At 70.9% G+C, this 16,106-nt stretch carries 14 protein-coding genes; 9 read left to right on the top strand and 5 right to left on the bottom strand.

Annotation, left to right across the window (positions count from 1 at the left end):
* Positions 1-6: 6 nt before the first annotated feature.
* Complete coding sequence (locus ACN27J_RS05125; protein WP_421372115.1) at positions 7-1,896, bottom strand: polysaccharide biosynthesis protein; 1,890 nt, start codon at positions 1,894-1,896, stop codon at positions 7-9.
* Between the two features lie 218 nt (positions 1,897-2,114).
* Here ACN27J_RS05125 and ACN27J_RS05120 point away from each other — a divergent pair, with 218 nt between their 5' ends.
* A complete protein-coding gene (locus ACN27J_RS05120) occupies positions 2,115-3,620 on the top strand; it encodes a polysaccharide biosynthesis tyrosine autokinase (RefSeq protein WP_421364067.1) in 1,506 nt (501 codons plus the stop codon).
* Here ACN27J_RS05120 and ACN27J_RS05115 read toward each other — a convergent pair.
* Positions 3,607-4,197, bottom strand: coding sequence for a low molecular weight phosphatase family protein (locus tag ACN27J_RS05115; protein WP_421364065.1), 591 nt, complete (start codon positions 4,195-4,197; stop codon positions 3,607-3,609). The genes ACN27J_RS05120 and ACN27J_RS05115 overlap by 14 nt on opposite strands.
* A 129-nt stretch (positions 4,198-4,326) precedes the next feature.
* Between ACN27J_RS05115 and ACN27J_RS05110 the strand changes: the two genes are divergently transcribed.
* The 4 genes from ACN27J_RS05110 (at position 4,327) to ACN27J_RS05095 (ending at position 8,711) form a co-directional block, all read left to right on the top strand.
* Positions 4,327-5,481: a DegT/DnrJ/EryC1/StrS family aminotransferase gene (locus ACN27J_RS05110; protein ID WP_421364063.1), complete on the top strand. Its 1,155-nt coding sequence runs from the start codon at positions 4,327-4,329 to the stop codon at positions 5,479-5,481.
* Positions 5,478-6,140 (top strand): NeuD/PglB/VioB family sugar acetyltransferase, encoded by a 663-nt coding sequence (locus ACN27J_RS05105; protein ID WP_421364062.1) that lies wholly within the window; start codon positions 5,478-5,480, stop codon positions 6,138-6,140. The genes ACN27J_RS05110 and ACN27J_RS05105 overlap by 4 nt, the downstream gene beginning before the upstream one ends.
* Before the next feature lie 53 nt (positions 6,141-6,193).
* The gene (locus ACN27J_RS05100; protein WP_421364060.1) at positions 6,194-7,390 is read left to right on the top strand and encodes a glycosyltransferase family 4 protein; all 1,197 of its coding nucleotides are present in this window, start codon (positions 6,194-6,196) and stop codon (positions 7,388-7,390) included.
* Positions 7,391-7,469: 79 nt separating this feature from the next.
* Entirely contained in the window at positions 7,470-8,711 is a 1,242-nt protein-coding gene (locus ACN27J_RS05095; RefSeq protein WP_421364058.1) for a glycosyltransferase family 4 protein, read from the top strand.
* Positions 8,712-8,751: 40 nt separating this feature from the next.
* On the opposite strand, the gene ACN27J_RS05090 is transcribed toward ACN27J_RS05095, so the two are convergent.
* On the bottom strand, positions 8,752-10,014 hold the full coding sequence (locus ACN27J_RS05090; protein WP_421364056.1) for a nucleotide sugar dehydrogenase: 1,263 nt from the start codon (positions 10,012-10,014) through the stop codon (positions 8,752-8,754).
* Positions 10,015-10,151: 137 nt separating this feature from the next.
* Between ACN27J_RS05090 and ACN27J_RS05085 the strand changes: the two genes are divergently transcribed.
* Positions 10,152-11,138: a GNAT family N-acetyltransferase gene (locus tag ACN27J_RS05085; protein ID WP_421364054.1), complete on the top strand. Its 987-nt coding sequence runs from the start codon at positions 10,152-10,154 to the stop codon at positions 11,136-11,138.
* Between the two features lie 71 nt (positions 11,139-11,209).
* Here ACN27J_RS05085 and ACN27J_RS05080 read toward each other — a convergent pair whose 3' ends face one another.
* The gene (locus tag ACN27J_RS05080) at positions 11,210-12,973 is read right to left on the bottom strand and encodes a hypothetical protein (RefSeq protein WP_421364053.1); all 1,764 of its coding nucleotides are present in this window, start codon (positions 12,971-12,973) and stop codon (positions 11,210-11,212) included.
* A gap of 129 nt (positions 12,974-13,102) precedes the next feature.
* Here ACN27J_RS05080 and ACN27J_RS05075 point away from each other — a divergent pair, with 129 nt between their 5' ends.
* From ACN27J_RS05075 to ACN27J_RS05065, 3 genes are all read left to right on the top strand, one after another.
* Positions 13,103-13,615 carry a DUF1707 SHOCT-like domain-containing protein gene (locus ACN27J_RS05075; protein WP_421364052.1) on the top strand — a complete coding sequence of 171 codons (513 nt, stop codon included), beginning with the start codon at positions 13,103-13,105 and terminating at the stop codon, positions 13,613-13,615.
* A 271-nt stretch (positions 13,616-13,886) separates the two neighbouring features.
* Positions 13,887-14,753: a transposase family protein gene (locus ACN27J_RS05070; protein WP_421362034.1), complete on the top strand. Its 867-nt coding sequence runs from the start codon at positions 13,887-13,889 to the stop codon at positions 14,751-14,753.
* Between the two features lie 71 nt (positions 14,754-14,824).
* Positions 14,825-15,040 carry a hypothetical protein gene (locus ACN27J_RS05065; RefSeq protein ID WP_421364050.1) on the top strand — a complete coding sequence of 72 codons (216 nt, stop codon included), beginning with the start codon at positions 14,825-14,827 and terminating at the stop codon, positions 15,038-15,040.
* On the opposite strand, the gene ACN27J_RS05060 is transcribed toward ACN27J_RS05065, so the two are convergent.
* Positions 15,031-15,657: a hypothetical protein gene (locus ACN27J_RS05060; protein WP_421364049.1), complete on the bottom strand. Its 627-nt coding sequence runs from the start codon at positions 15,655-15,657 to the stop codon at positions 15,031-15,033. The two genes, ACN27J_RS05065 and ACN27J_RS05060, sit on opposite strands and share 10 nt — an antisense overlap.
* Between the last annotated feature and the right edge of the window lie 449 nt (positions 15,658-16,106).

The following is a 16,106-nucleotide window of genomic DNA, read 5'->3' as shown; positions in this document are numbered from 1 at the left end:
ATCAGGTCAGACCGCCCCGGTGGACCCGTTGTTGCTGACGATCGGGGTGCCGGGCGGGTCGTCCGGCGAGGCGAGGCTGCCGTCGCTGTCTGCGGCGAGCAGGTCGGCCGGGGCAGCGCCACGCTGCCGACGCGCGCCGACCAGCGGCCGGTGCGGCTCGCAGAGCGCGGCCAGCTCGTCGACCAGATCGTCCGGCCGGCCGTACGGGTCGAGCAGGTGCACGTGCACCGGGTCCAGCGCCGGCACCGGGACCTGGGAGATCAGCGGGTGCAGTGGCCGGTTGTCCGGCTCGCCGGCACCGAGCAGGTCCTCGTGCAGCTTCTCGCCGGGCCGCAGCCCGGTGTAGATGATCCTGACCGGATTGTCGTACTGCTCGGCGATGCTGCGGGCGACGTCGGCGATCCGTACCGGATCACCCATGTCGAGCACCAGTGACTCGCCATCGCGGCCGATCGCGGCTGCCTGGATGACCAGTTGCACCGCTTCCTGGATGGTCATGAAGTACCGGGTCACGTCCGGGTCGGTGACGGTGATCGGCTTGCCGGCCGCAGCCTGGGCGAGGAACGCGTGCAGCACCGAGCCGCGGCTGCCGAGCACGTTGCCGAACCGGACACTGAGGAACGTACCCTGGTTGGCGCCGGCCGCGAAGGCGGTGAGCCGCTCGGTGATCCGCTTGGAGAAGCCGAGCACACTGGTCGGGTCGGCGGCCTTGTCGGTGGAGATGTTCACGAAACGCTCCACACCGGATGCGGCTTCCAACAGGGTCTGGGTGCCCCACACGTTGGTCTTCACGGCCTCACCCGGGTGACGTTCCAGCAGCGTGAGATGTTTGAGCGCGGCGGCGTGGAAGACCACCTCGGGGCGACGGGCGCGCATGATCTGCCGGATCGTGTCGCTGTCGCGCAGATCGGCGAGGATCAGGTCCGGGCTGTCCAGCAGTGCCCGGCCGCGCAACGACAGTTGTACGGCGTGCAGCGCGGACTCGTCGCGGTCGAGCATCATCAGCTCACCGGGCTGGAACCGCTGGATCTGTCGGCACAGCTCGGAGCCGATCGAGCCGCCGGCCCCGGTGACCAGCACCCGTTTGCCGGTCAGATAGCCGGCGATCGAGTCGAGGTCGGTGTCGATCTGGTGCCGACCGAGCAGGTCACTGAAGTCGGGGTCGCGCAGGTCGGTGACGGCCGGCTCGTTCTCCAGCAGTTCGCCGACCGACGGGACCACTTTGAACCGGGCACCGGCCTGGTTCGCGAGGTGGCGTACTTCCCGGATCAGCGCGGCGTCGGCGTTGGCGACCGCGGCGACGACGGTGGTGGCACCGGTACGGGCGGCGACGGCCGGGATGTCCTGCCGGCTACCCAGTACCGGTACCCCGCTGAGCCGTAGCTGCCGCTTCGCCGGGTCGTCGTCGAGCAGCCCCACCGGCAGGTACCGCCCGCTCGGCTCGTCCAGCATCGCCCGGAGCAGCGACTGCCCGGCGGCACCGGCACCGAACAGCAGCACCCGCTGGATGTCCCGGCCGGCGGGTCGGCGGCGGCGTTGCCGGTGCAGCCGGCGCAGGTACCGGACGCCGAGCATCTGGACGAGCGCCAGGCAGCCACCGACCAGCGGTGCGCTGGCCGGCACCGGCCGTTGCGGCGCGGCGAGATCGAGCAGCAGCAGCAGGGCCATGGTGGCCAGCACGCAGCGGGATACCACCCACACCTCGTCGAAGCTGCCCAGCCGGTACCGGTCCCGGTACAGGTAGTTGAGGTGACCGGCCACCGTGTGCAGCACGATCGCTGCCAGTGTGACCAGGAGCAGACCGTTGAGGTGTGTTCCGGCGAGGGCGAACTCGTAGCGGGTCCAGACGGCGACGATCAGGCCAGCGCACCAGGCGCCGAGGTCCACCAGCCACATCGGTGCGACGGCGCGTTCCCGGTTGCGGCGGGTGGTGGTGTCAGCGGGTCGGGTCGATGTCTGCATTCCAGCCCCGTTCAGTCGGTGTACGGGCATCCGCCGGGTGCGGCCGGCGGTGCCTGCGGTCTCGTTCACTCCGGATGGGTAGCGCGGCAATGCCACTATTTGACCAGAAAACCACTTTTGGCAGTGCAGATTGGTACAAGATGGTGCTGACCATGACGGAGCAGTATTTTTGGGAGGCCGTACCGATGGAACTGCGTGACTACTTCGACGCGGTGCGGAAGCGATGGTTCTGGGTACTCGCCGCCGTGACCGTCGCGGTCGGCGCCGCCGTGCTGATCAATGTCCGGACCACCCCGCAGTACGCCACCTCGGTCACCTTCTTCGTCTCCACCTCCAGCAGCCAGGGGGTGACCGACGCATACCAGGGCGGACTCTTCTCCCAGCAGCGGGTCAAGTCCTACAGCGGCCTGCTCACCAGCAGCCGGCTCGCCGAGACCGTGGTCGACCGGCACAGCCTCGGCCTGACCGCCGGGGAGGTGCAGTCGCGGGTCAGCGCCCGCCCGGTGCCGGATACGGTCCTGCTGCAGGCGACGGTGACCGACAGCTCACCGAACCGCTCGGAGCAGGTCGCCGAGGCGATCGTCGCTGAGTTCGTCCGCCTGGTAGAGCAGTTGGAGACATCCCCGGGTGCCGATCAACCGGCGATCAAGGTCGAGGTGATCGCCGGCCCGCTACTCAACCCGGCGCCGGTCTCGCCGCAACCGGTGCGCAACATCAGCCTGGGCCTGTTCCTCGGGCTGCTCAGCGGGGTCGGCCTGGCGCTGCTGCGCGGGATGCTCGACAACACCGTGCGCACGGTCGATCAGCTGCGCGACGTCACCGCGACCGGGGTGGTCGGCACGATCCCGTTGGACAACGCGGCCCGACGCGACCCGCTGATCATCGGCCGGCAGGCGCACTCGCCACGGGCCGAGGCGTTCCGCCAACTGCGGACCAACCTGCAGTTCGCCGACGTCGACAAGCCGGTGCGCAGCCTGGTGGTGACCAGTGCGATGCCCGAGGAGGGCAAGACCACCACCGCGACGAACCTGGCATTGACCTTCGCCGAGGCAGGCAACTCCGTGCTGCTGGTGGAGGCGGACCTGCGCCGGCCGCAGGCCACCTCCTACCTGAACATGGAGGGCGCGGTCGGGCTGACGAACGTGCTCGCTGGGCAGGCCGAGCTCGACGACGTACTGCAACCATGGGGGGACAGCGGCATGACGCTGCTGCCCAGTGGCTTCATCCCGCCGAATCCGAGCGAGCTGCTCGGCTCACAGCAGATGGCGGACCTGCTCGCCACGCTGCGCGCCCGGTTCGACGTGGTCATCGTGGACACCGCGCCGCTGGTGCCGGTCACCGACGCGGCGCCGATCGCCGCCCAGGTGGACGGCGTGATCGTGGTGGGACGGTGCGCCAAGACCACCGAGACGCACCTGCGGGCGGCGGTCGCCGCGCTACGCGCGGTGGACGCTCGGCTGCTCGGCTGCGTGTTGAACATGACGCCACACCGCAGTGGTGCCTACAACTACTACTACCACGAGCACGGCCGTCGGCGTCGGTCCGCGAACCCGGCCGGTCCGGCCCGGCAGCGTCAGGCGGTCGCGGTTCCCGACACCACGAAGGCCGCCGAGGATCAGGCGACGGCGGACGTTGGCGTACCGGTCAAGACTTCGTGATGACGTCCAGCAGGATGTCGATGGTCTGGTCGATCTGGCCGGCGCACATCCGGAAGTCCCCGACCGGCCGCAGCACCGGGTCGGCGAGGTCGTCCTGCTCGGCGGAGACCGGCTGTACCCGGCTGCGGGCGGCCGCCGCGGCGGCCACCAGCGACCTGGCCCGGCCGGCGGCGTCGGGTGCGGAGGTAGCCGGTGGCAGGAGTGCGGCCTGGGCCAACCGTCCGAACTGGCGGACGGTGAAGGTGCGGGTCAGCGCGGCCGGGGCCAGCGCGACGCAGTACGCCCGGTGCCGGCGGCTGGCGGTCAGCACCAGATCCGCGCGGGTCAGCATGGCGGCATCCACCTGCCGGCTGGCGAACCCGTCCGGATCAGCCTGGCGTTCTCGCAGAACCTGCTCGGTATACGGATGCATCGGCCGGCCGGTCAGCGCTTCGATGCCGGCGCTGTACGCGGCGACGTCGGCCCGGTCCGCGCCCAGCCGGGTCTGCACGGCATGCCGGGTCAGCCGTTCAGCAAGCGGCGAGCGGCAGATGTTCGCCCGGCACACGAACAGGATGGTGAACCGATCAGTGGTCATCAACGCCAGCCAATCCGATGTCTCCGCGACCGGCCGCCGGACCGCGCCGGCCAGTCGGTCGCAGCCACCGACCCGGCCACGACCTGGTCAGCCTAGCCCGCGACCAGGACATTTCTCCGGAGCCGCGCGATGACCCGGCAGATCTACCTGTCCCCGCCGGACGTCGGCGTGCTCGAAGAGGAGTTCCTGGTCCGGACGCTGCGCTCCGGCTGGGTCGCCCCGTCCGGCCCGGAGGTCGACGCCTTCGAACAGGAGATGGCCCGACGGGTCGGCGTCGCTCACGCGGTCGCGGTCAACTCGGCGACCGCCGGCCTGCACCTGGCCCTGCTGGCACTCGGGGTCGGGCCCGGACAGGCGGTGGCGGTCCCCACCCTGACCTTCGTCGCCACCGCAAACGCCATCGTCTACACCGGTGCCCAGCCGGTCTTCGTCGACTGCGACCCGCAAACCGGCAACATCGATGTCGATCTGCTGGCCGAGGTGCTGACCCGGCGGGAGCCCGGTCAGCCGCCGGTACGCGCGGTGGTGCCGGTCGACATGTTCGGCCGCTGCGCCGACTACGACGAGATCGTCCCGTTGTGCGCGGCGTACGGCCTGCCGGTCGTGGAGGACGCGGCGGAGGCGCTCGGTGCCGGCCTGCACGGTCGTCCCGCCGGCGGCTTCGGCCAGGCCGGGGTCTTCTCCTTCAACGGAAACAAGATCATGACGACCTCGGGGGGCGGGATGGTGGTCACCGACGACGAGGCGATCGCCCACCGGTGCCGCTACCTGGCCAGCCAGGCACGCCAGCCGGTGGCGCACTACGAACACACCGACATCGGCTACAACTACCGGCTGAGTAACCTGCTCGCCGCGCTGGGCCGGGCACAACTGCACCGTCTCGACTCGATGGTCGCCCACCGCCGGGAGACCCGCCAGCGGTACGCGAAGACCTTCGCCGGCGTTCCGGGGGTGCGCCTGCTCGGCGATCTCGGTGACGAGGCGGACCTCGGCGGCAACGCCTGGCTCACGGTGATCATCGTGGAGCCGGCCGAGGCCGGCTGGGACGCCGCCGAACTGGGCCGCTACCTCGCTGATCAGCGGATCGAGACCCGGCCGGTCTGGAAACCGATGCACCGGCAGCCGGTCTTCGCCGCCGCGCCGCGGATCCTCACCGGGGCGGCGGACCGGCTCTTCGCGACCGGACTGGCCCTGCCCAGCGGCTCGTCGTTGACCGACGAGCAGATCGGCCGGGTGCTCGCGGCGATCGAGGCGTTCCTCGACGGACACCGGATCGGCCGATGAGCGCCCGGGACCTGGTGATCGTCGGCTGCGGTGGGCACGGCCGTGAGGTGTTCGGCATCGTCGAGGCCGTCAACCGGGCCGGTCCGGCACCGGCGTGGCGGGTGATCGGATTCGTCGACGACGATCCCAGCCCGGCCAACAAGGACCGCCTCGACCGGCTCGGTGCCGTGCTGCTCGGCGCCGTGGACTGGCTGATTGGGCAGGGCGACCCGCCGGCGTACGTGATCGGGATCGGCCTGCCGGCGTACCGCCGGGCGGTAGGCCAGCGGATCGACGCCGCCCGGCCGGCGGCGGAACCGCTGGTTGCCGCCACCCTGATCCATCCCAGCGCCACGGTCGGTCTGGACAGCCGGATCGGCGCGGGTTCAGTGCTGTTCGCCGGTGCCCGAGTGACCACCAACGTGGCACTCGGCCGGCACGTGCACATCAACCAGAACGGCGTGGTCGGCCACGACACGACCGTCGCGGACTACGGCTCGGTCGGACCGCTGGCGGCTGTTTCCGGATCCTGCACGTTGGACGAGGCCGTCCTGGTGGGGACGACCGCGGCGGTTCTTCAGGGTCGCCGGGTCGGGGCCGCAGCCACGGTCGGTGCCGGCGCGTGCGTCGTGCGTGACGTGCTGCCCGGCGCGGTGGTCAAGGGGGTGCCCGCCCGATGAAGGTCCGTTGGCGGTCGCGACGGGTGCCGCCGGTATCGAGGGAGGTGTCAGGCATGCGGGTGGTCGTGATACTCAAGACAGCCGAGGGCGGCCGGTGGATCGTGCCCCAGGTCGAGGAGCTGCGTCGGCGCGGCAACGAGGTGACGGTCGTGCTGCCTGCCGGTCCGGGCCGGTTGCGCGAACAGTTGTACCGGGCCGGGGTGCCGATGATCGACTCGCCGTTCCGGTTTCGGTTCCGCCCGACGTTGGCCACGGCCATGCAGCTGTGGTCGCTGCGTCGGCTGCTGCGTCGGCTGAGGCCGGACGTGGTGCACTACCACCACTACCACGCGGCGCTGGCGGTCCGGTTGGGCCTGCTCGGGCTCGACGTCGCCAGGGTCTTCATGGTGCCGGGTCCGCTCTTTCTGGAGTCGACGCCGATCCGCGCTGCGGAGCGCCTCCTGGCCCGGCTGGACGACCTCGTGATCGCCGGCAGCACGCACACCGCCGACCTCTACCGGTCGATGGGCCGTCGTGGTGACGCGCTGGCGGCCGTGCCGTACGGGGTGGACACCCGGCTGTTCCGCCTGCCGGACGCCGCCACCCGGGCCGCCGCACGTCGCCGGCTGGGTCTACCGGCAGACGTCTTCGTGGCGGTCATGGTGGCGTACGTGTACGCACCCAAGTCGATGGTGCACCGGGGGACCGGTATCAAGGGTCACGACGTGCTACTCGCGGCGTGGCGGTCGTTCGCCCGGGACTGTCCCCGCTCCCGGCTGATCCTGGTCGGTGGGGGTTGGGACGCGTCCGGTGAGGAGCACCGGCGGGACCTGCTACGACGTTTCGACGTGACGGCCGATCCGACCGTCGACTGGTTCGCCGGCGTCATCGACGTACGGCAGTATTACGCTGCGGCTGATGTCAGTGTCAGCCCGTCGCGGTCGGAGAACCACGGAGCGGCGCTGGAAGCCGGAGCCTGCGGGGTGCCCTCTGTCGTGTCCGACGCCGGCGGACTGCCGGAGACAGTCAACCGGGACAGCGGTTGGGTGGTCCCGACCGGTGACGTCGAGGCACTCGCCGCCGCGCTGCGCGGCGCACACGCGGAGTTCCGGTCCGGTCGGCTCGCCCGGCGTTCACCGGCGGCACGGGAACACATCCAGCGGCGGTTCGACAGCGGTGACTGTGCCCGGGCGGTAGCCGACCTGGTCGAGACGATCGGCGGGCGCCAGCCGGTGTCTCGCCGCCGGTCGGCCGCAGCGCCGGTCGGGTGACCGGCGCGGACCGCTGCCGACCGGCGCCGCGCCGGCACCTGACTCTGACTACCGCCTTGTAGGGAGCACAGTGGAGAACTTGCCAGGTTCCGCGATGGGCACCGTCGCGGTCAGTACCCAGAACCGGTTCCAACGCACACCGGACGGTGCGGTGTGGACCGTGCTCGGGCCGACGCACGGCTTCTGGACCCGGTACCTGTCGGCCTTCGACCGGGTCCGACTGCTCGCTGAGGTCACCGACGTACCGCTACCGCCGACCGGCGCCGCCCGGGTGGACGGCGCGGGAGTGGAAGTCTGGCCGCTGCCGTGCGGTCGCGGGCCCCGCGGTCTGCTGCCGGGTCGTGCGGCGCTGCGCAGGTCGTTGCGGTACGGGGTAGACGACGTCGACGCCGTCATCCTGCGGAGCCCGTCACCAGCCGCCAACCTGCTCGCACCGATCCTGCGGCGCTCGCACCGTGGCTACGCGGTCGAGGTCGTGGCGGACCCGCAGGACATGTTCGACGGCCCGGTGGCGACGTACCTGGTGCGCCGCTGGCGCGCTCACCGGGCGGCGCGCCAGCTGCTGGAGCAGTGTGGGGACGCTACCGCCGTGGCCTACACCACCGGGACATCGCTGCAGCTGCGATGTCCGCCGGGTCCGCACACCGTCGCCGCCGACTACCCGGACGTCGACCTGCGGGCCGACGCGTTCGTCTGCGAGCCACGCGAACCGGCGGCGTCCGGCGGTCCGGTGACGCTGATCTCGGCCGGGACGCTCGACCGCTCCCGGCACGGCGTCGACGTCGTCCTGGCGGCGATGCGTCGGCTGGCAGATGACGGCATCCGGGCGGACCTGGTCCACCTGGGCGACGGCCGGTCCCGGCCGCAGCTCGAACGCCGCGCGGCCCGGCTGGGACTGACCGACCGGGTCGTCCTCGCCGGTGAGCGTCCCGCCACCGAGATCCGGTCCTGGCTGGACGCCGCCGACGTGTTCGTGTCGCCGACTCCCGCCGGCGCGTACTCCCCGGTAGTGGTCGAGGCGATGGCCCGGGGCCTGCCGGTGGTCGCCGTCGCGGCGGTGGGCCCGCCGGACCTGTTCGAGGCGGACTGTCTGGTCAGCACCGGTGATCCGGCGACGCTGGCCGAGGTGGTCCGGCGGCTGCTGACCCAGCCGCAGCGGATGGTCGAGGTGGCGGCGGCCGGTCTGGTCCGGTCCCGCGGCTACCGCACCGAGCTCGTGGCGCCCCGGCGGGCGATGTTCTACCGTGTCGTCCGGATGGCCGGTCGCCCGATGCCGGTGGCACCGGCGGCCCGGGCGCGGGAACACGCCCCGACGAGCTGACCGCGTCAGCGCCCCGCCGCCCAGGTAGGCGGCGGGCCGGTCACAGCAGTTCCGTGCCGGCGGTGGCGGCCAGCCTCCGGCGGGTGTCCAGCACCAGTGGCGCATCGCTGAGCAGGGAGTAGTCGATGCCGTCGTGGTCGGTCAGCACGACCACCGCGTCAGCGGCTTCGACCTGGTCGACGGTGAGCGGCACCGCCCGTACGAAGGCTGGCATCTGCTCCGGGCGCAGGTGTGGGTCGACGACATGCACCTGCGCGCCGGCCAGGTGCAGCAGTTCGGCGACGCGGACAGCCGGGGACTCGCGACAGTCGCCACTGTTGCGCTTGTACGCCAGCCCGATGAGCAGCACCCGCGCGCCCCGCAACGCCCGGCTGCGCCGGTTCATCGCGCTGGTCAACCGTTCCACGACGTACATCGGCATGTAGTTGTTCACGTCGTTGGCGAGTTCGACGAACCGGAAGTTGCGGCCGAGGGTCCGCTTGACCTCCCAGGACAGGTAGGACGGGTCGACCGGCAGGCAGTGTCCACCGACGCCCGGTCCGGGGGTGAACCGTAGGAAGCCGAACGGCTTGGTGCTGGCGGCGTCGATCGCCTCCCAGATGTCGATGCCCAGCATGTGCGCGTACACCGCCAGCTCATTGACCAGGGCGATGTTGACGTGTCGGAAGGTGTTCTCCAGCAGTTTGGTGGTCTCGGCCTCCCGGGTGCCGGCGACCGGCACGGTCCGGTCCACCAGACCGTCGTAGAAGGCCTGCACCGACCGCAACGACTCGGGGGTGGTCCCGGAGACCACCTTCGGAGTGTTGACGAAGGTCCATTCGCGGTTGCCCGGGTCGATGCGCTCCGGGCTGTACCCGAGGTGGAAGTCGAGCCCGGCCTGCAGACCGCTGCCTTTCTCCAACAGCGGCCGGAGAAACTCGTCGGTGGTGCCGGGGTAGGTCGTCGACTCCAGGATCACCGTCGCGCCGGGAGTGAGCTGCTCGGCGAGCGACCGGGCCGCCTGCTCGATGTACCGCAGGTCGGGTGCGCCGTCGTGCAACGGCGTCGGCACGGTGATCACCGCGGTGTCAAATCCTGCGGCTGCGGCGTAGTCGGTGGTCGCGGTGTAGCGGCCGCTGCCCAACGCGGCGTGCAGCTCGGCGTCGGTGACATCCTCGACGTACGAGATGCCCGCGCGCAGCATCCGGATCCGCTCGGCGTCGGTGTCCAGCCCGACGACCAGGTGTCCGACCGCTACGGCGCGCATCGCCACGGGCAGGCCGACGTACCCCTGGCCGACGATCACCACCGGTGTGTTCGCCATGTCTCCCACTTTCTGAAACTAATAACCGACATAAGCATTCAACCATCCCAAGTTGTCTCTATACCCCCAAATCCGGTTTTGCTGGGTCGGCTGAAATTCGCTCGTGCCGGCGTGGCGGCCCGCCCGACAATCGCCCGATGACAGCGACCACCGAGATTCCGTCACTTCCTGCTGGATACACCCAGCGGCCAGCCGGGCCCGATGACGCACCCGTCGTCTTCCAGTTGATCGCCACCTGCAACACCGCGGTCATCGGCCGACCCGACTACACCCTCGACGAAGTCGCTGACGAACTCGCCGAACCGGACTTCGACCCGACACGGGACGGTTGGCTGGTGCAGGACCCGGATGGCGTGACGGTCGGCTGGGGTTGGGCGTGCCGCAAGGGGAGTAGCGACACCGTCGACATCGATGCGTACCATCTCGACACCGAGCCGGCGGTCGGCGACTGGCTCTGGTACCAGGCCCAACGTCGCGCCGTCGCGATCGCCGCCGAACTGGGCCATTCCCGGGCCGTGCTGGACGTCGGCTGCTACCGGGAGGACACCGCCACGGCCGGACGGCTGGCCGAGCTCGGCTTCTCAGTGGCGACCGTGTTCAACCGACTGTTCGTCCCGCACGACGCGGCGAGCCCGAGGGCCGACCCCGGGGAACCCGACGGTGTGCGGATCCGCAGTACTGGTGACGATCCCGAGGTCCGTCACCAGGCATGGACGGTGCACCAGGCCGCCTTCGCCGACCACTTCGGTTTCGCGGCCAAGGCCTACCCCGACTGGGTCCGGCATCTCGAGTCGCACAGTGACCACGACTGGTCGCTGGGTGAGGTCGCATACCTGGACGGCGTCCCGGCCGCGATTGTGTTGCGGTCGCATGCCTTCGTGGCCGACGAGCAGAGCGGCTACATACGGCTGCTCGCGGTCCGACCTGAATGGCAGGGGCGTGGCCTGGGTCGCCTGCTGCTGCGCCGGGCGTTCGCCGCCGACGCCGCCGACCAGCGGCGGGGCACCTTCCTGCACGTCGATACCGACCCCCGGCGGCCGGCGTTGCGCCTGTACCTTTCCGAGGGCATGCGGCCGGTGCAGATCATCGACGCTTGGCGACGGACCGTCCCGGTGACGCCCTGACCGGGTGACGTACCCGACTCGACAGGCTGGACCCGTCGACAGGCTGGACCCGTCGACAGGCTGGACCCGGCTCACCGCTCGGCCACCAGCGCGGCCACCGTCCGCCGCATGGCCTGCTCGAACAGCTCCCCGTCGACGACGGCCAGCGACGCGGTCATCGACACCACGACCAGCGTGGTGTCGACCTGTATGACAGCCAGTGCGGTCGTCGCGGTGACCCGTCCGGCACCGCGGCCCAGCGTCCGTACCAGATCCATCCGCCAGGCGCGGTCGCCGACGGCCGGTGCCGCGCGGGGCAGCGACTGGACCCGTAGCCCGGATCGTCCGTCGGTGAACTCCCGACAGGCCGCGCCGGCCCGTTCGACTGCGGCGAAGACCATCTCCACCGGCCGCGTAGAGGACATCGCGTCCGGCCGGTACGACACGACGTCGATCTGCAGGGTGGTCCGGCCGAGCCCACCGCCGCCCGGTGCGGCAAGCGTCGCGTAGCGCGCCACGCCCCGCCCGGTACGTCCGGCGGCCGCCCGGCGCAGATAGTCGTTGACGATCGACGGCTGACAGCCGGCCGGTCGACTCCCAGCCGGTGGTGGTGCCGGGAGCGGATCCGCCCGCCACGCCGGGCCGAGCACGGGTTCGACGGCTCGGGCGGCCCGGTCCGCGGCGGTCGTGTCGATCGGGACGGGACCGGCGGCCCCCGGGCCATCCGGACGGGCACGGCGGGTGCGGTCCGGGTCGGATCCGCCGCGCGGGTCGGATCCGCTGTCCGGGACGGCGGGCGACGGCTGGACCAGCAGCGGCGCGGCGAGATTCGGCGCGGCCGCGGTGCCCACCGGGAAGGCGAGCAGACCGGCGACTACTCCGGCCAACATCGCCGGGACGGCAGCTGTGCCCCGCGATCCGGTCGCGCCGGGCCGTCCAGCGGTCAGCGCCGGCAGCAGGCCGGCCAGGACCAGTAGAGCGGGTGCCAGTGCGGCGCCGGCGACCAGCCGATCTCCCGCGGCGGGTGCCAGGTGCCACAGGACGGACGCCCCGGCCTGGCCCCCCGCACCGGCGATCACCCCGGCGGCTGGCACGGCGCACCAGGCCGCTGCCCGGGTGCCGCGCGTCCCGTCCGGGCCGCGGCGTAATCCGACAGTCAGGACGGCGACGGCGGCGGCCAGCAGCAGCACGCGGGTCGTCGATCCGGCAAGCGGGCCGGGCCCTGGTCCGGTGAACGCGGGTCCGGTGAACGCGGCCGCTGCGGCCAGTGCGGCGCTCACCGAGGCCAGTAGCCACGGCCAGCCGCGCAGCACGGCGCGGCGAGCGCTCTGGCCGGAGGCGATCCGGTCCAGTTCGGCGCGGACGAGCGGGTCGAACACCACCGGAACCAACGGCTGTCGGACCGCCGCCGCCGGCAGCACGACCGCCGCCCGCTGGCCGGGACCGGCGATGCTGTCCGTCCGATGGCCGCCGATCCGCAACCGGGGCCGGTGGGAACCGACCAAGCTGTGCTGCCGGCAGAGTTCCTCGAAACGCGCCTCGGCCATCGGACGGGCCGGGGGTAACCGGGCGATCCAGCGTTGGGCGCGCACCGTCGTGACCAGCGTCCCGGCCAGACCACTGCCGAGCGCGATCGCCGCACCGGAGGCCATCAGGGCACCGACGGCCCAGGTCACCTCGGTCAGGCACATCGTCTGGTCGCCGGCCGAGGGCGGGCAACGGGTCAGCACGTCCAGATACGCCAGCCCGATGGGACGGTACGCCAGGGCCAGCATCCCGCCGGTGGCCGCGCCGAGCGCGGCGAGTGCGACCGCGACCAACAGCAGCGGCCACGTCCTGCCACACCTGGGCGTCATGCCGACAGACCCCCGCACATAGCCATTCGTACCGGATCGTGTACCGAGCGTAGTCATGATGGGGGATTCCGGCCCGCTGGTCCAGCGTGACCTGCGGAGACCGTCAGATGGGGTAGCCTCGGAAACACTGTGGAAGGCGGCGACGGGGTCAGCAAGCGGGCCGGTGACGAGCGGGTCGGTGACGAGCGGGTCGGTGACGAGCGGGTCGGTGACGCGCAGCGCAACCACGTCGTCGAGCTGCTCGCCCAGGCGCTCGGTGAGGGCTATCTGGACCTCACCGAGTACGAGCGGCGGCTGGTCGAGGCGACCGCGGCGACAACGTCGGGGGAGCTCGTCGCGCAACTGGCCGATCTGCCGCGGCGGTTCGACTGGGACCCTGGTACGCCGGTCGTCGGTTCGTCCGTCGCCGATCGGGCCCGAGTCCGGCGTACCTCTGCTGCGTTGATCATGGCCGTCGCGTCGCTGCCGTTCGCCGCCTGCTACGGCGCTGGCGCGGTACCGGCTGTCGCGGCGATCGTTCTGGCGGGTCCGGGCCGACGGGTTCCAGACCAGCGGGGCAGGGCGCTGGCAGCGATCGTGATCGGCTCGGTCGGCGTGGTCGGGTCCGTCCTGAGTGTCCTCCTGCTGCTCGTCGTCGGCTGATCGCCCGGCCGTCTCCCGGTAAAGTGCCATCTATGGGCCGGCCGGGCCCGGTCGTCGCGGACAGATGTGATCGTCGATGGCATGCGCCCGTCACGAACGGCCCGACATGCCGGGGTCCTCCTTGTTCTGCTGCTGTGTCTGACTGCCTGCAGCGCGACCAGCGCGAAATGCCGAAACAACAGGAGGACTTCCCAATAGGCTTCGAGCCGATTGGCACCGAGGTTCGTCGATATTACGTGGGGTGACGGCCTGTGGTGTGACCAAGGTGGGCGTGTCGTTTGTGGAAACGGCGGCCGGCGACGTCTGGATCATCTGGGTTGTGTGGACTCAAACGATCGACGGCCGGCCGCCGCGCTGTGAGCGTATGACCGGACTGGACTCCGATCAACTGGACTGGCTGTACGAGCAGGTGGACGCGCTGGTCGACTGGGACCTGCCGGTGGGGCGCCCTCGGGCGTTGCCGCTGTACACGGCGTTGGTGCTGGTGTTGTTCGGGCTGCGGCACAATCTGGCGCCGGACGTGATCGGTGAGGTTTTCGGCTGCGGTTCGACGACCGTGGAGCGGTATCAGGAGGAGCTGGAGCCGCTGGTGGACGTGGTGTTGACCCCGCTGTACGAGCAGGTCCGTGACCAGGCCCGCCGGGACGCGGTCCTGGTCGATGGTCTGGTCGCGCCGGTCGGGGAACGCGACGACGTCGACGGGCTGTTCTCCGAGAAGAAGGGCTTCTGTGGGCAGAACGTGCAGGTGGTGGCCAATCTCGCCGGGCGGGTGGTCGATGTGGGTGACCCGTGTCCGGGTGGCATGCACGACCGGAAGGCGTTCGACGTGTCCGGGATCGCCGCCGGGTGGGCCGGCCACTACGCCCCCGGCGGGCCCGGGATGATCGGTGACAAGGGGTACCAGGGTGCCGGCATCGTGAGTCCGTACAAGAAGCCTCGGGGTCGGGAGTTGACCGGGGTCCGACGCGCGTGCAACACCGCACTCAACCGGCTCCGCGCCGCCGTCGAACGCGCGATCGCCCATCTGAAGTGTTGGAAGGTTCTCAAGACCGGGTTCCGCAGATCGTTGGAACACTTTCCTGCCACATTACGTACGGTAATGAAGTTGGAGATCTTTCGCGTTTACGGATTACGTTGAGAAAGCCCGGTAATAGTTTCGGGAAGTCCTCCAGTTGTACGGTCGCCGTCAAGACAACCGAAACTGCAAGCGTGGAGATTCTCGATCACCAGATGGAATTCCGGGATCTCGTCGCCGGATCGGTGACCGTGGTCTACGCCGGACAGCCCTATTACATCCCGGTCGGGCAGACGGCGGGGGTCGGTCCGCTGACCGTGACGGTGACCTCGGCGGAACCGGGTCGGGCGCAGCTGGTCATCGCCGCGGACCAGCACAGCGGCGCGGATGCCGCTCGTGGTCACCGTTGAATCCAGAGACGCAGTTCCTGTGGGTCGAGGCAGGCCAGTACCGCTTCATGCAGGATCATGCTGGCCGCCCGCGCCAAGGTGAGGTCGAACTGTCCGGTGCGGCCGTCGGGTAGCCGCAGCGCGACCGTGCCGGTACGCCGGTCCACGGCACAGCGCAGCGGTAGTTCGGCAGGCCGGCCACCCGGCGATCGGACCAGGACCCGCAGCTCGACCACGCCGTCGGAGACCCGTCGATCGACCATGGGCCCGCTGGCTGGTGGGGCGGGTCGACCGGCCGGCTGCGGCCGGACGCGTGCCGCCGGTTGGCGCTGGGGACGCCGGGGCGGATCGCGTTCCGGACGGCAGGTCGGTGTCGTGGTGCGTCCGTTCGGTGGGCCCGGCACGGTCGCGGGCCTCGCCGCTCGGGTGGCACGCACGGGTTCGGGTGGTGGCCGCCGGTCGGCGCGGGGTGCCAGTTCGGGGCGGCCGAGCACCACGGTGTCCACGCCGGTGCCCTCCGCGCCGGTGACCCGGTACCGGACGGTGACCGCGGTGTCGGACAAGTTGAGCACCACTCCGGGCCGCCAGGCCCCGGTACGGTGGATCCAGATCGGATCACCTCGTCGGTACGCCGTCACGGTACCCGCCGTACCGGCTGGTGGCGCGAGCTGCGGCCCGTGCCGCTCACCGGAACTCGTACCGCATTATTGGGAACTGCCTCTGATCGCCGGGACAGGTCGTGACGTTGCTCGGCCGACGATACTTCCCCGGTGACCGGGCGCGGCAGGGGTCGATGCCTGGTGCCTATTCGGATATTGCGGACCAGGAGGTGGGGGATGCCGAGTCGCGTCGTCTTCCCGACGATCAGGGAAGATGTCGGGCGCTCCGCCGGATATCGCAAGGCTCCTGCCGCGTTGCCGAGGACCGGATCGACATGACTCGGTGTGAACGCGCTTTCGAGGCTCATGCACTGTCGCGTTTCTCCGAACCGCTGTGACCTCGCCGGTGGCGTGCACCGATGTACCGGCCGATGGTTGATGGTGCGACCGGCACCGCCCCCGATGAAGTGGTCTGGCGACTCTCCGTG

The organism is Solwaraspora sp. WMMB762, assembly GCF_049179115.1.
Lineage (GTDB): Bacteria > Actinomycetota > Actinomycetes > Mycobacteriales > Micromonosporaceae > Micromonospora_E.
Note: the sequence above shows the minus strand (reverse complement) of the source record. Positions and strands in the feature narration are given on the sequence as shown.

What these genes read in the sequence shown, in the direction of transcription:
- ACN27J_RS05120 (WP_421364067.1), top strand. Translation starts at nt 2,115, where the DNA reads ATGACGGAGCAGTATTTTTGGGAGGCCGTACCGATGGAACTGCGTGAC.
- ACN27J_RS05110 (WP_421364063.1), top strand. Translation starts at nt 4,327, where the DNA reads ATGACCCGGCAGATCTACCTGTCCCCGCCGGACGTCGGCGTGCTCGAA.
- ACN27J_RS05105 (WP_421364062.1), top strand. Translation starts at nt 5,478, where the DNA reads ATGAGCGCCCGGGACCTGGTGATCGTCGGCTGCGGTGGGCACGGCCGT.
- ACN27J_RS05100 (WP_421364060.1), top strand. Translation starts at nt 6,194, where the DNA reads ATGCGGGTGGTCGTGATACTCAAGACAGCCGAGGGCGGCCGGTGGATC.
- ACN27J_RS05115 (WP_421364065.1), bottom strand. Translation starts at nt 4,197, where the DNA reads ATGACCACTGATCGGTTCACCATCCTGTTCGTGTGCCGGGCGAACATC.
- ACN27J_RS05085 (WP_421364054.1), top strand. Translation starts at nt 10,152, where the DNA reads ATGACAGCGACCACCGAGATTCCGTCACTTCCTGCTGGATACACCCAG.
- ACN27J_RS05090 (WP_421364056.1), bottom strand. Translation starts at nt 10,014, where the DNA reads ATGGCGAACACACCGGTGGTGATCGTCGGCCAGGGGTACGTCGGCCTG.
- ACN27J_RS05080 (WP_421364053.1), bottom strand. Translation starts at nt 12,973, where the DNA reads ATGACGCCCAGGTGTGGCAGGACGTGGCCGCTGCTGTTGGTCGCGGTC.
- ACN27J_RS05125 (WP_421372115.1), bottom strand. Translation starts at nt 1,896, where the DNA reads ATGTGGCTGGTGGACCTCGGCGCCTGGTGCGCTGGCCTGATCGTCGCC.